Genomic DNA, 14,015 nt, shown 5'->3' on the forward strand with positions numbered 1-14,015 from the left:
CATGGCGAAGGTGAAGACGGACGACACGGCGGCGGGCGGCGCGGCGGGCGCGACGGACGCGGCCCAGCCGGAGGGTTCCACGCTCGGTTACGAGCAGGCCCGGGACGAGCTGATCGAGGTCGTCCGCAGCCTGGAGGCCGGCGGAACCACCCTGGAGGAGTCCCTCGCGCTCTGGGAGCGCGGCGAGGAGCTGGCAAAGGTCTGCCGCCGCTGGCTGGACGGCGCGCGGGCGCGGCTGGACGCGGCGCTGGCGGAGGAGGCCGAGGACGAGGACGAAGCCGAGGCGGCGGCCGAGTAGGGGCTCGATAGCGGTCCGGCGACGGCCCGGGAGCGGTCGGCTGCGCGGGTACGGGGCGAGCCGCCCGGCTGAGCCATGTACGTACGTATATACGGCTGGGGGCCGACGCGGTGGCGTACGCCTGGGAGCCGAGACACGGTGGCGTACGGCTGCGGGCCGACGCGGTGTGCGTACGGCCACGGGCCACGGGCCGACACGTTGACGTACGACTGCGGGTCGGCACCGCCCCCCGCACACATACGGCACGGCACACATACGGCAAGCGTGGACACACATAGGACACGCACACGGCCATGCCCGCGGTAACGGGCGCCGGCACCGCCCTCCGCGCCGCATCCGCACCACACCCCACTTTGTGAACCGAGTCACGATTCCCCGGTATTAGTTGAAACTTAATCTATCTCGGTTAGGGTTGGTACCGAACACGGAAAAACCCCGACCCACCGAGGTGCCCTCATGTCTCTCGCGCTCGACGCCGCCGCCCAGGACCTCCTCTTCCGCGAGGCCCAGACCGCCAACTCGTTCACCGACGAGCCGGTGTCGGACGAGCAGGTGCAGGCCATCTACGACCTGGTGAAGTACGCGCCGACCGCCTTCAACCAGTCGCCGCTGCGGCTGACCCTGGTCCGCTCGGCGGACGCCCGTGAGCGCCTGGTCAAGTACGCCATGGGCGCCAACGGCCCGAAGACGCTGAGCGCGCCGCTGACCCTGGTGCTCTCCACGGACCTGGACTTCCACGAGAAGCTGCCGACCCTGTTCCCGCACGCCCCGGGCATCAAGGACGCCTACTTCTCCGAGCTGTCCGTCCGCGAGGTCGCCGGCGCCCAGAACGCGACGCTGCAGGCCGGTTACCTCATCCTCGGCATCCGCGCGGCCGGCCTGGCCGCCGGCCCGATGACCGGCTTCGACTTCGCCGGCATCGACAAGGAGTTCTTCGGCGACGGCAAGCAGAAGTCCTTCATGGTCATCAACATCGGCAAGCCGGGCGCCGACGCGTTCTTCCCCCGCTCGCCCCGTCTGAGCTTCGACGAGGCCGTGACCACCGTCTGAGCCCCTCCCGCTCAGGACCCCGCATACGACGAGGCCGCCGCACCCACTCCGAGTGCGGCGGCCTCGTCGTGCGGAAAAGTCGTACGGCCAAAGCCATACCGCTCTAGCCGTACAGCCAGAGCCATACCGCCAAAGCCACACCGCTCTAGCCGTACAGCCAGAGCCATACCGCCAAAGCCTCACCGACCTAGCCGTACAGCCAGAGCCGTCCGGCAGGGCAGGCCGTCAGCCCTTCTTGGCCTCCAGCGACGCGGCCAGCTCCGCGAGCCGCCCGTACGGCGCGGTGCCGGTGAGGACGGTGGTGACGCCCTCCTCCTCGCGCACCAGCGCGCGGTACTTCTCGCCCTTGTAGCGGTCCCACTTCACGCCGCCGACGGCCTGCTTGCCCGGCGCCTTCTCGGCGCCCAGCGTGACGTCCTGGATGAACTTCTTCGCGGGCGCGTCGCTCTGCTCCAGCGCCGCGTACTCCTGCTCGGGGTCGAGGAAGCCCAGGTGCCAGGCGCCGCCCTTGCCGTCGTTGCTCGCCTTGTACGTGACGGAGGTGGCGCGCCAGCCCTCGGGCAGGCCCTTGGGGGCGGCGACCGGATACGGCGCGGCACGCCGGGCGGTCGCGAGCTCCACGCGGTAGTCGACCGTCTTGACCGCGCCCACCTCGGCGGACCGGCTGTCGTCGTGCGGGATGAAGAGATAGATGCCCGCGACGAGGGCGCCGATCACCGCCATCGACAGGACCATGTCCCGAACCGTCTGCTTGCCTCGCATACCTGCCACGTCCCTATCGTCCCCCATGCCCGGCCCCGCGAAGACATGCCCCCGCCGTTCGGCGCCCGGCGCGCGCACCGCGGAGACACGCCCGTACAGCGCGTTAACACTGCTCATGCGTAGGGCCCACTGCTCATTCTGGCGACCTACCGATAAAGTCATAGCCACCCTCACCATTCCGGCCGTCGCCGTACAGAAAGGTGCGCTCGATGACCGAGCATCATCTGCCGTCCCAACTCGAGGTCAGCCCCGAGGCTCCCGACCGCAACCTCGCACTGGAACTCGTCCGGGTGACCGAGGCCGGAGCCATGGCCTCGGGCCGCTGGGTCGGGCGCGGCGACAAGAACGGCGCCGACGGCGCCGCCGTCAAGGCCATGCGCGCCTTGATCCACACCGTCTCCATGAACGGCGTCGTGGTCATCGGGGAGGGCGAGAAGGACAACGCCCCGATGCTCTACAACGGCGAGCGGGTCGGTGACGGCACCGGTGCCGAGTGCGATGTGGCCGTGGACCCGGTCGACGGTACGACGCTGACCGCCAAGGGCATGGCCAACGCGGTCTCCGTGATGGCCGTCGCCGAGCGCGGCGCCATGTTCGACCCGTCGGCGGTGTTCTACATGGACAAGCTGGCCACCGGACCGGAGGCCGCCGACTTCGTCGACATCACCGCGCCGGTCGGCGTCAACATCCGCCGGATCGCCAAGGCGAAGAAGTCCGCCGTCGAGGACGTCACCGTCGTCATCCTGGACCGGCCGCGCCACGAGGGCCTGGTCAAGGAGGTGCGGGAGGCGGGCGCCCGGATCAAGTTCATCTCCGACGGCGACGTGGCCGGCGCGATCATGGCGGCTCGCGAGGGCACCGGCGTGGACCTGCTGCTGGGCATCGGCGGTACGCCCGAGGGCATCATCGCCGCGTGCGCCCTCAAGTGCCTGGGCGGCACCCTCCAGGCCAAGCTGTGGCCGAAGGACGACGAGGAGCGGCAGCGCGCGATCGACGCCGGGCACGACCTGGACAAGGTGCTGCAGACCGACGACCTGGTCCGCGGCGACAACGTCTTCTTCGTGGCCACCGGCATCACCGACGGCGAGCTGCTGCGCGGGGTGCGCTACCGCGCCGAGACGGCGACCACCTCGTCGCTGGTGATGCGCTCCAAGTCCGGCACGATCCGCCGGGTCGACTCCGAGCACCGGCTCGCCAAGCTGCGCGCGTACAGCTCGGTCGACTTCGAGCGCCCCAGCTAGCGGCGGCCGGACCGGCGACGGCCGGTCGGCGCGCACAAGCGATCGGGCCGGGACTCCGCCGTCACACTCGGCGGGGTCCCGGCCCGTTACACGTGCCGGGTGCACGGGCCGCTCAGCCGGCGGCCTGCATCCGGGCCGAGCGCTGCAGCTCGGTCTCCCGGCGCCGACGGCGCGCGAGCACGACCCGGCGCTCGGCGGCGGTCAGACCGCCCCACACTCCGTAGGGCTCCGGCTGCACCAGGGCGTGCTCCCGGCATTCGATCATCACGGGGCAGCGGGCGCAGACCCGCTTGGCGGCTTCCTCCCGCGCCAGGCGTGCGGCGGTCGGCTCCTTGGACGGTGCGAAGAACAGTCCCGCCTCGTCACGGCGGCACACCGCCTCCGCGTGCCAGGGACCGGCCTCTTCGCGGGAGGGAACCCGCTGGGGCGGAACAACTGCGGTGTCCTGCAGAGGCTGATGCGGTAGCAGCACGGTCTACTCCTGACGACGGCTTCGGCGAAAGAGTCACCCTTGCCCGTCTCGCTGCGCACGACTTTTCGCACCCCGCAGCCGTACGAGAGACGATGCACCAGCCCTACCCGCTGTACGCGTGCTTATGCACACGGTTGCGAACGGCGTTTGAGCAGTGCGGAAGCGTGGTGAATTCGACCTTCCCGCAGTCCGGAAGACCACCGTCCGCCCGGTTTTCCCCGTCCCACCCGTCGCACCCCGACCGGCCACGGGCGCCGCCTTCACCGACTCCCGTCACAGCCTCCACCGTCACAGCTCCCGCCGCAGCCTCCCCCGCCGCAGGCACCATCTCCACCGGCACCGCCCCCACCGGCAGCCCCGTCAGTCCCAACGCCCCCCGTGCAGACGGCCGTGCCGCTCGCGCCGCTCGTCCCGGCGCTGCTCGTGCCAGGCCCGGCGCCCGTCCCGGCGCTGCTCGTGGATCGCCCGCCGTTCGTCGCGCCGCTGCTCCTGCCACGCGCGCCGGACGCCGCGCAGATCGTCGCGCAGGTCGCGCAGCCACTTGCCGCGCTTGGCCTTGGCCTCGACGCTGCCGAGCACCGCGTAGCCGTTGACCTGGACGATCGGCGCGTCGCCCTCGACCGACTCGTTCGTCTCGACCTCGAAGGCGCCGAGCACGCCGGAACCGCTGCTGCGCAGCGTGACGTTCTCCGGCACCCGGATCTCCACACTGCCGAAGATCGCGGTGACGTTGATCTGGATCTGCTGCTGCTGGAAGATGCCCTCGGTCAGGTCGATCTCCACGCTGCCGAAGACGGCGACGGCGTTGATCCGGCCCGGTACCCGCCAGCGGCCCTTGCGGGTCGAGGCGCTGAAGATCGCGACCATGGTCTGGTCCGGCGGCGCGGCGCCCGTTCCGTCGCCGTACGCGGCGGCGGGCTGCTGCCGGGGGCCGCCGCCCTCCGCGGGCAGGTCCCTCACCAGCGGCTCCAGTTCGCCCATCGTCTTGGCGCGGTAGACCAGGTCGATGCGCTCGGCGTGCTCCTCCGCGTCCAGCCGTCCCACCGCCAGCGCCTCGCGGAGGATCTCCGCGATCCGGTCCCGGTCGGCGTCGGAGGCCCGGATCTCGGCCTCCGCCACGGGCTTGGTCAGGTTCACCGGCTGCTGGGCTCGCTTGGCGAGCGACGATTCGTCCACGGGCAGCAGCGTACCGAAACGCGATAGATCGCGACTAGGGGACGCACGGTCCCGTTCGCGCCCCGGGTGAGCCTTACCTCACAACAGCAACCGCGGGTGGGGGTTCTACGCTGTTCAGGCGCTGCCGCAGATGTCAGCCGAAAACCGCCGCAGAGTGAGGAATGACCCCAGATGCCGGAGTTCGCCTATACCGACCTGCTCCCCGTAGGCGAGGACAACACCCCCTACCGTCTCGTCACTTCGGAGGGCGTGAGCACCTTCGAGGCCGACGGGCGCACATTCCTCAAGGTCGAGCCGGAGGCGCTGCGCAAGCTGGCCGCCGAGGCGATGCACGACATCTCGCACTACCTGCGCCCGGCCCACCTCGCCCAGCTGCGCCGCATCCTGGACGACCCGGAGGCCTCCGCCAACGACCGCTTCGTGGCGCTGGACCTGCTGAAGAACGCCAACATCGCGGCGGCGGGCGTGCTGCCGATGTGCCAGGACACCGGTACGGCGATCGTGATGGGCAAGCGCGGCCAGAACGTGCTGACCCAGGGCCGCGACGAGGAGGCCCTGTCCCGCGGCATCTACGACGCGTACACGCAGCTGAACCTGCGCTACTCGCAGATGGCCCCGCTGACCATGTGGGACGAGAAGAACACCGGCTCCAACCTGCCGGCGCAGATCGAGCTGTACGCCACCGACGGGGACGCGTACAAGTTCCTGTTCATGGCCAAGGGCGGCGGCTCGGCCAACAAGTCCTTCCTCTACCAGGAGACCAAGGCGGTCCTCAACGAGGCCTCCATGATGAAGTTCCTGGAGGAGAAGATCCGCTCGCTGGGCACGGCCGCCTGCCCGCCGTACCACCTGGCGATCGTCGTCGGCGGCACCAGCGCCGAGTACGCGCTGAAGACCGCCAAGTACGCCTCCGCGCACTACCTGGACGAGCTGCCCGCCGAGGGCTCCCCCACCGGCCACGGCTTCCGGGACAAGGAGCTGGAGGAGAAGGTCTTCGAGCTGACGCAGAAGATCGGCATCGGCGCGCAGTTCGGCGGCAAGTACTTCTGCCACGACGTACGCGTGGTCCGCCTGCCCCGGCACGGCGCGTCCTGCCCGGTCGCCATCGCGGTGTCCTGCTCCGCGGACCGCCAGGCCGTCGCGAAGATCACCGCCGAGGGCGTCTTCCTGGAGCAGCTGGAGAAGGACCCGGCGCGCTTCCTGCCGGAGACGACCGAGGAGGAGCTGACCGAGGGCGCGGGCCCGGACCTCGACGCCGTGCGCATCGACCTGAACCAGCCGATGGACGACATCCTGGCCGAGCTGACCAAGCACCCGGTCAAGACCCGGCTGTCGCTCACCGGCACGCTGGTCGTCGCGCGCGACATCGCGCACGCGAAGATCAAGGAGCGGCTGGACGCGGGCGAGGAGATGCCGGAGTACCTGAAGAACCACCCGGTGTACTACGCGGGTCCGGCGAAGACCCCCGAGGGCTACGCGTCCGGCTCCTTCGGCCCGACCACGGCCGGCCGGATGGACGCCTACGTCGAGCAGTTCCAGGCGGCGGGCGGCTCGAAGGTCATGCTGGCCAAGGGCAACCGCTCCAAGCAGGTCACCGACGCGTGCGCCGCGCACGGCGGCTTCTACCTCGGCTCGATCGGCGGCCCGGCGGCCCGCCTGGCGCAGGACTGCATCAAGAAGGTCGAGGTCCTCGAATACGAGGAGCTGGGCATGGAGGCGGTCTGGCGGATCGAGGTCGAGGACTTCCCGGCGTTCATCGTCGTCGACGACAAGGGCAACGACTTCTTCCAGGACCCGGCGCCGGCGCCCACGTTCACGAGCATTCCGGTGCGCACCGCCTGACCGCCCCACGGTTCCGCCGGGCGGTTCGCCGCGCGCGTACCGCCTGACGGACGAAACGTGCCGGTGCCCGGGAACAGACCGCCGTTCCCGGGCACTGACAAAGGTATGAGTGACAACGGCCTGAGCGGCGACAACGGCGAGTACCGGACCGAGCACGACTCGATGGGCGAGGTGAAGGTGCCGGCCCGGGCGAAGTGGCGGGCGCAGACGCAGCGCGCGGTGGAGAACTTCCCCGTGTCCGGGCAGCGGCTGGAGCGGGCGCACATCGAGGCGCTGGCGCGGATCAAGGCGGCGGCGGCCAAGGTGAACGCCGAGCTCGGGGTGGTGGACGAGGACGTCGCGCGGGCGATCCAGGAGGCCGCGGCCGAGGTCGCGGACGGGAAGTGGGACGAGCACTTCCCCGTCGACGTCTTCCAGACCGGGTCCGGTACGTCGTCGAACATGAACACCAATGAGGTGCTGGCCACCCTCGCCTCCGAGCGGCTGGGCCGCGACGTGCACCCGAACGACCACGTCAACGCCTCCCAGTCGTCCAACGACGTCTTCCCCTCCTCGATCCACATCGCGGCGACCGCGGCCGTCACCCACGACCTGATCCCCGCGCTGGAGCACCTGGCGGCCGCCCTGGAGCGCAAGGCGGAGGAGTTCAAGGAGGTCGTGAAGTCGGGCCGTACCCACCTGATGGACGCGACGCCCGTCACGCTCGGCCAGGAGTTCGGCGGCTTCGCCGCGCAGGTCCGCTACGGCGTGGAGCGGCTGCGGGCCGCGCTGCCGCGGCTGGCCGAACTGCCGCTGGGCGGTACGGCCGTGGGCACCGGCATCAACACCCCGCCCGGCTTCCCCGCCGCGGTGATCGCCGAGGTGGCGCGGACGACGGGGCTGCCGCTGACCGAGGCGCGCGACCACTTCGAGGCGCAGGGCGCGCGGGACGCGATCGTGGAGACCAGCGGGCAGCTGCGCACCATCGCCGTCGGCCTGACGAAGATCGCCAACGATCTGCGGTGGATGTCCTCGGGGCCGCGCACCGGCCTCGCCGAGATCAATCTGCCCGACCTCCAGCCCGGTTCGTCCATCATGCCGGGCAAGGTCAACCCGGTCCTGCCGGAGGCGGCGCTGATGGTGGCGGCGCAGGTCACCGGCAACGACACGACGGTGGCCGTGGCGGGCGCCGCGGGCAACTTCGAGCTGAACGTGATGCTGCCGGTCATCGCCAAGAACGTGCTGGAGTCGGTGCGGCTGCTGGCCAATGTCACGCGGCTGCTGGCGGACCGCACGATCGACGGGATCACCGCCAACGCCGAACGGGCCCGGGAGTACGCCGAGTCGTCGCCCTCCGTCGTCACGCCGCTCAACAAGTACATCGGGTACGAGGAGGCGGCGAAGGTCGCCAAGAAGTCGCTCGCGGAGCGCAGGACCATTCGCGAGGTGGTCATCGAGTCGGGGTACGTCGACAAGGGGCTGCTGACCGAGGAGCAGTTGGACGAGGCGCTGGACGTGCTGCGGATGACACGTCCGTAAGGCGCGGGCACTCCCGTAGCGTCGCCCCCGTCCGTAACGGACCGTGCGTCCTGCGTCACGGCGCGGCCACCGGTACGCCACTAAGATCTGCGCATGACAGCGGACATGGTGGAGACGAGGAAGGGCGCCGCCGGGGCGGGGGACGCGCGGGCCGCCGCGGAGCGGGCGGGGCGCTGGGCGCCCGGGGACCGGATTCTGTGGCGGTACCGCGACAACGCCGGCGACGGCATCCACATCTGCCGCCCGATGACCGTCGTCCAGGACACCGACGAGCTGCTCGCGGTGTGGATGGCCCCGGGCACGCCCTGCGTCAAGCCGGTGCTGGCCGACGGGACGCCCGTCCACCGCGAGCCGCTCGCCACCCGGTACACCAAGCCCCGGCGCACCGCGTTCGACCAGTGGTTCGGCACCGGGGTGCTGAAACTGGCCCGGCCGCACGACCCCTGGTCGGTGTGGCTGTTCTGGGAGCCGGGCTGGCACTTCAAGAACTGGTACGTGAATCTGGAGGAGCCGCGCCGCCGCTGGACGGGCGGCATCGACTCCCAGGACCACTTCCTGGACATCTGCGTGTATCCGGACCGGCGTTGGGAGTGGCGGGACGAGGACGAATTCGCGCAGGCGCAGCGGGACGGGCTGATGCCGCCCGCGCTGGCGGCGGACGTACGGGCGGCGGGCCGCGCGGCGGTCGAGCACATCGGCGCGTGGGGGGTGCCGTTCGGCGGCGGCTGGGAGGACTGGCGGCCGGACCCGGCGTGGGAGGTGCCGGGGCTGCCGGAGGACTGGGACCGGCCGGTGCCCGCATCGGATACGCGGGCGTGAGTTCTCCCGCGCGGGGCGCGGTCCGTCCGGTACGGCGGACGCGCCGCCCCGGCGGCAGCCGGGCGCGCTCCCTGGTGCAGGGGCGCGTCCGCCCGCCCCGGTGAGCAGGCCGGGCCGCCGTGTGGCGGGCGAGTGAGCCCCCTTGATGCGCCCCTGGGGATCAACCGTAGGATCGTCCTCCACAAGACTGCACAGGCGTAACTCAAGACTGCACGGAACTGCACGGAGGCGGCTCCCGCGCCGGAGCCCGAACTTGACCGCGGTCGCAGGAGAGGCGAGGTCGTGAGCGCTGAAGGCTACGACGGATACGAGGGCCTGAACGGGTTAGTCCTGGACCGGGCGGGGCAGGCGGAGGCGTTCGACGCGATCGGCGACCGCTACGACGAGGCCTTCCCGCACAAGGACGGCCAGCTCGCCGCGGGCGCCCGGCTCGCGGCCGCGCTGCCGCCCGGGTCCCGGGTGCTGGATCTCGGGTGCGGTACGGGGCTGCCGACGGCCCGTCAGCTGGCGGACGCGGGGCACTCGGTCGTCGGGGTGGACCTGTCCCCCGCGATGGTGGACCTGGCACGGGAGAACGTTCCGGCGGGTGAGTTCCACCGGCTGGACATCGCCGACCTGCGCCACGGCGAGCTCGGCGGGCCCGGCTCCTTCGACGGGGTCACCGCCTTCTTCTCGCTGCTGATGCTGCCCCGCGCGGAGATCCCGTTCACGCTGCGGATGCTGCACTCGCTGCTGCGGCCGGGCGGGCTGCTGGTGCTGGCCATGGTCGAAGCCGATCTGGACGACTGCCCGATTCCGTTCCTGGGCAGCACGATCCGGGTATCGGGTTACCTGCGGGACGACTTGCGCCAGGTCGTGCACGACGCGGGCTTCGAAGTCACCGGGGAGGACTCGTATGCGTATGCCCCGGCCAGTACGGACACCCCACCCGAAATCCAGCTCTTCCTGCACCTGCGACGCGCTTGAGACGCGGCGCGCCACGCGCGCAGCCCCGGACGGATGGAATCCCACGCGTGACGGAGCACCCGACCTCCCACGAACCGCGGCAGGCCGCCCCGCCTGCCGCGTCCTCGGCGACCCCGCACCGGGCGCCGTACACCGCGGCCGCCGGTCCCGGCGGTCTCCCGGGGCGGCCCACGCCCCACGGGCCGGCCGAGGTGGCTGACATGTCTCCCGCGGCACCGCGCGGTGACGATTCTGCGCACACCGCGGACAACCGCTCCGAGGAGCCCGCCGCCGACGCCGGGGGCACGTCCTGGCAGGCGCCCGGCGACGGCGGCACCGCCGGCGGCGTCGGCCGGCCGCGCCCGTGCCCCGAGGGAACGCCCACCGTCCCGCCGCCCGCCGCGCCGCACGGCGTGCCGGTGGAGTCCGGCGCGCGCGGCGACGCGCCCGCGCGGGCGTCCGAGCAGGCCGCGGGACCGGCCGCGCCGCCCGCGCGCTCCGCGCACCCCGCCGAGAGCGGCGAGGTGCTGGCGGCGCGTCAGGCGGGCGGCGACCGGCTGCGCTTCATCGGCGCGGCGACCCGGCGGATCGCGCGCGGCATAGACCTGGACGAGATCGTGCTGGGGCTGTGCCGGGCGACGGTGCCGACGTTCGCCGACGCCATCCTGGTCTACCTGCGCGATCCGCTGCCGGTGGGCGACGAACGGCCGACCGGCCCGGTGGTGCTGCGGCTGCGCCGTACCGACCGGATCCCCGAGGAGCCGGACACCAACGGCGGGCGGCTGCCGATGCTGCCCGCGCAGCCGGACCTGAGCCCGGCGATGGGCGGCAGCGCTGCGGAGCTGTCCGAGGTGCTGCCGGGCGGGCCGCTGGCGGAGGTGCTGCGCGGCGTACGGCCGCTGTTCGGCGAGGTGCAGGCGGCGCGCGCGGCACTGCCGGAGCTGCTCGGCCCGCTCACCCAGCTGCCGGCCGGGCACCGGGTGATCCTGGCGCCGCTGCGCGGGCGGCGCCGGGTGATCGGCGCGGCGGTGTTCCTGCGCCGCCCGGACCGCCCGGCCTTCGAGGCGGACGACCTGCTGGTGGCGGCGCAGCTGGCCACGCACACGGCGCTGGGCGTGGACAAGGCGGTGCTGTACGGGCGCGAGGCGTACATCGCGGACGCCCTCCAGCGCACGATGCTGCCGGACTCGCTGCCGCAGCCCACCGGGGTGCGGCTGGCCAGCCGCTATCTGCCGGCCGCCGAGACGGCCCGGGTGGGCGGTGACTGGTACGACGCGATCCCGCTGCCCGGCAGCCGGGTGGCGCTGGTCGTCGGTGACGTGATGGGGCACTCGATGACCTCGGCGGCGATCATGGGCCAGCTGCGCACCACCGCGCAGACCCTCGCCGGGCTGGACCTGCCGCCGCAGGAAGTGCTGCACCACCTCGACGAGCAGGCGCAGCGGCTCGGCTCGGACCGGATGGCGACCTGCCTGTACGCGGTCTACGACCCGGTCGCGCACCGCATCATGGTCGCCAACGCCGGGCACCCGCCGCCCGTGATGCTGCACCGCGGCGGGCGCGCGGAGGTGCTGAAGGTGCCGCCGGGCGCGCCGATCGGTGTCGGCGGGGTGGACTTCGAGGCGGTGGAGCTGGACGCGCCCGCGGGCGCCACACTGGTGCTGTACACGGACGGCCTGGTGGAGTCCCGCATCCGCGACGTGTGGACCGGCATCGAGCAGCTGCGGGAGCGGCTGACCGAGACGGCGCGGCTGACCGGGCCCAATCCGCCGCCGCTGGAGCCGCTGTGCGACGAGGTGCTGGACATGCTCGGCCCCGGCGACCGCGACGACGACATCGCGCTGCTGGCGGCCCGCTTCGACGGCATCGCGCCGAGCGATGTCGCCTACTGGTACCTGGACCCGAAGGCGCAGACCGCCGGGCAGGCCCGCCGCCTGGCCCGCCGGGCGCTGTCCCGGTGGGGCCTGGAGGAGCTGACCGACCAGCTGGAGCTGCTGGTCAGCGAGGTGGTGACGAACGCCGTACGGTACGCGGAGCGGCCCATCACGCTGCGGCTGCTGCGCACGGACGTGCTGCGCTGCGAGGTCGGCGACGATGTGCCGCAGCTGCCGAGGCTGCGGCAGGCCCGCCCGTCCGACGAGGGCGGCCGCGGCCTGTACCTGGTCAACCGGATGGCCCGGCGCTGGGGCGCGACGCGGCTGAGCACGGGCAAGGTGGTGTGGTTCGAGCTGTCCATGCCGTTCGGAGGCACGCAGTGAGGACAGCGGACGCCGGGCCGCCAACAGGCGTACCGGCGCCCGGACTTCGTCCCGAACTGGACGGCGTCCAACGGTTGCCGACACGGCGTCGGCGGAGTTGACTTCTGGGGTGGCAAGGGACTGACGACCCACCACCGGGAGGCGCACCGCCATGACCAGCTCCGCGCACGACGTCCCGCGTACGACGACCAACGCCGGCATCCCGGTCGAGAGCGACGAGCACTCGCTCTCGGTGGGCTCCGACGGCCCGCTGCTGCTCCAGGACCACTACCTGATCGAGAAGATGGCACAGTTCAACCGGGAACGGGTGCCCGAGCGGGTGGTGCACGCCAAGGGCAGCGGCGCGTACGGCTTCTTCGAAGTGACCAACGACGTGAGCCAGTTCACCAAGGCGGACCTCTTCCAGCCGGGGCGGCGCACGGAGATGCTGGCCCGCTTCTCGACGGTGGCGGGCGAGCAGGGCTCGCCGGACACCTGGCGCGACCCGCGCGGTTTCGCGCTGAAGTTCTACACCGAGTACGGCAACTACGACCTGGTCGGCAACAACACGCCGATCTTCTTCGTGCGGGATCCGAGCAAGTTCCAGGACTTCATCCGGTCGCAGAAGCGCCGCCCGGACAGCGGGGTGCGCGACCACGACATGCAGTGGGACTTCTGGACGCTGTCGCCGGAGTCGGCGCACATGGTCACCTGGCTGATGGGCGACCGCGGCATCCCGAAGACATACCGCCACATGAACGGCTACGGCTCGCACACCTTCATGTGGATCAACGGCGGCGGCGAGCGGTTCTGGATCAAGTACCACATCAAGACGGACCAGGGCATCGAGTTCCTGACACAGGAGGAGGCGGACCGGCTGGCCGGTGAGGACGGCGATGTGCACCGCCGCGACCTGTACACGGCGATCGCGGCCGGGGACGCCCCCTCGTGGACCATGTACGTCCAGGTCATGCCGTTCGACGACGCGCCGGACTACCGCTTCAACCCGTTCGACCTGACGAAGGTGTGGCCGCACGCCGACTACCCGCTGATCGAGGTCGGCCGGATGACGCTGGACCGCAATCCGGAGGACTTCTTCGTCCACGTCGAGCAGGCGGCCTTCGAGCCGTCCAACATGGTGCCGGGCATCGGCCCGTCGCCGGACAAGATGCTGCTGGGCCGGCTGTTCTCGTACCCGGACACCCACCGCTACCGCATCGGCCCGAACTACACGCAGCTGCCGCCCAACCGCCCGCACTCGACGGTGACCTCGTACGCGAAGGACGGCCCGATGCGCTACGAGCCGTCCCGCGCGGCGGCGCCGTACGCGCCCAACTCCTACGGCGGGCCGGCCGCCGACACGCAGAACTTCGGCGACCCGGCGGGCTGGCACGCGGCGGGCGAGATGGTGCGCGAGGCGTACAAGCTGCGCCGGGACGACGACGACTTCGGGCAGGCGGGCACCCAGGTGCGCCAGGTGCTGGACGACGCGGCGCGCGAGCGGCTGGTGAACAACGTGGTCGGGCACCTGTCGAACGGGGTGAGCCGGCCGGTGCTGCTGCGCGCCTTCCAGTACTGGCGCAATGTCGACAAGGCGCTCGGGGACCGGATCGCCGCGCGGTTCGACGGCAACTGAGCCGGAGCGCGGCCGGGAC

General features: G+C 71.8%; 12 protein-coding genes. 9 read left to right on the plus strand and 3 right to left on the minus strand.

Annotation, left to right across the window (positions count from 1 at the left end; all coding sequences use genetic code 11):
• Position 1: 1 nt before the first annotated feature.
• Positions 2-298, plus strand: a complete 297-nt coding sequence (locus CP973_RS34395; protein WP_150247817.1) for an exodeoxyribonuclease VII small subunit — start codon at positions 2-4, stop codon at positions 296-298.
• A gap of 456 nt (positions 299-754) precedes the next feature.
• Complete coding sequence (locus tag CP973_RS34400; protein ID WP_150247819.1) at positions 755-1,348, plus strand: malonic semialdehyde reductase; 594 nt, start codon at positions 755-757, stop codon at positions 1,346-1,348.
• Positions 1,349-1,573: 225 nt separating this feature from the next.
• Here the strand turns inward: CP973_RS34400 and CP973_RS34405 are convergent, their stop codons facing one another.
• Complete coding sequence (locus tag CP973_RS34405) at positions 1,574-2,110, minus strand: DUF4245 domain-containing protein (protein WP_150250695.1); 537 nt, start codon at positions 2,108-2,110, stop codon at positions 1,574-1,576.
• A gap of 209 nt (positions 2,111-2,319) precedes the next feature.
• On the opposite strand from CP973_RS34405, the gene glpX reads away from it, so the two are divergent.
• The gene (gene glpX, locus CP973_RS34410) at positions 2,320-3,351 is read left to right on the plus strand and encodes a class II fructose-bisphosphatase (protein ID WP_150247821.1); all 1,032 of its coding nucleotides are present in this window, start codon (positions 2,320-2,322) and stop codon (positions 3,349-3,351) included.
• A gap of 112 nt (positions 3,352-3,463) precedes the next feature.
• On the opposite strand, the gene CP973_RS34415 is transcribed toward glpX, so the two are convergent.
• Positions 3,464-3,823 (minus strand): WhiB family transcriptional regulator, encoded by a 360-nt coding sequence (locus tag CP973_RS34415; protein ID WP_063807882.1) that lies wholly within the window; start codon positions 3,821-3,823, stop codon positions 3,464-3,466.
• A gap of 360 nt (positions 3,824-4,183) precedes the next feature.
• On the minus strand, positions 4,184-4,999 hold the full coding sequence (locus CP973_RS34420) for a DUF1707 SHOCT-like domain-containing protein (protein WP_150247823.1): 816 nt from the start codon (positions 4,997-4,999) through the stop codon (positions 4,184-4,186).
• Between the two features lie 171 nt (positions 5,000-5,170).
• Between CP973_RS34420 and CP973_RS34425 the strand changes: the two genes are divergently transcribed.
• The 6 genes from CP973_RS34425 (at position 5,171) to CP973_RS34450 (ending at position 13,996) form a co-directional block, all read left to right on the plus strand.
• Positions 5,171-6,841, plus strand: a complete 1,671-nt coding sequence (locus tag CP973_RS34425; protein WP_150247825.1) for a fumarate hydratase — start codon at positions 5,171-5,173, stop codon at positions 6,839-6,841.
• A gap of 105 nt (positions 6,842-6,946) precedes the next feature.
• Entirely contained in the window at positions 6,947-8,359 is a 1,413-nt protein-coding gene (locus CP973_RS34430; protein WP_150247827.1) for a class II fumarate hydratase, read from the plus strand.
• Positions 8,360-8,452: 93 nt separating this feature from the next.
• Entirely contained in the window at positions 8,453-9,178 is a 726-nt protein-coding gene (fomD, locus tag CP973_RS34435; protein WP_425282049.1) for a cytidylyl-2-hydroxypropylphosphonate hydrolase, read from the plus strand.
• 282 nt (positions 9,179-9,460) lie between these two features.
• Complete coding sequence (locus tag CP973_RS34440; protein ID WP_150247830.1) at positions 9,461-10,144, plus strand: class I SAM-dependent DNA methyltransferase; 684 nt, start codon at positions 9,461-9,463, stop codon at positions 10,142-10,144.
• 47 nt (positions 10,145-10,191) lie between these two features.
• Positions 10,192-12,381 carry a SpoIIE family protein phosphatase gene (locus tag CP973_RS34445; protein ID WP_150247832.1) on the plus strand — a complete coding sequence of 730 codons (2,190 nt, stop codon included), beginning with the start codon at positions 10,192-10,194 and terminating at the stop codon, positions 12,379-12,381.
• A gap of 151 nt (positions 12,382-12,532) precedes the next feature.
• Positions 12,533-13,996 (plus strand): catalase, encoded by a 1,464-nt coding sequence (locus CP973_RS34450; RefSeq protein WP_150247834.1) that lies wholly within the window; start codon positions 12,533-12,535, stop codon positions 13,994-13,996.
• Positions 13,997-14,015 lie beyond the last annotated feature (19 nt).

The sequence above is a fragment of the Streptomyces albofaciens JCM 4342 genome, from assembly GCF_008634025.1.
GTDB classification, from domain to species: Bacteria; Actinomycetota; Actinomycetes; order Streptomycetales; family Streptomycetaceae; genus Streptomyces; species Streptomyces albofaciens.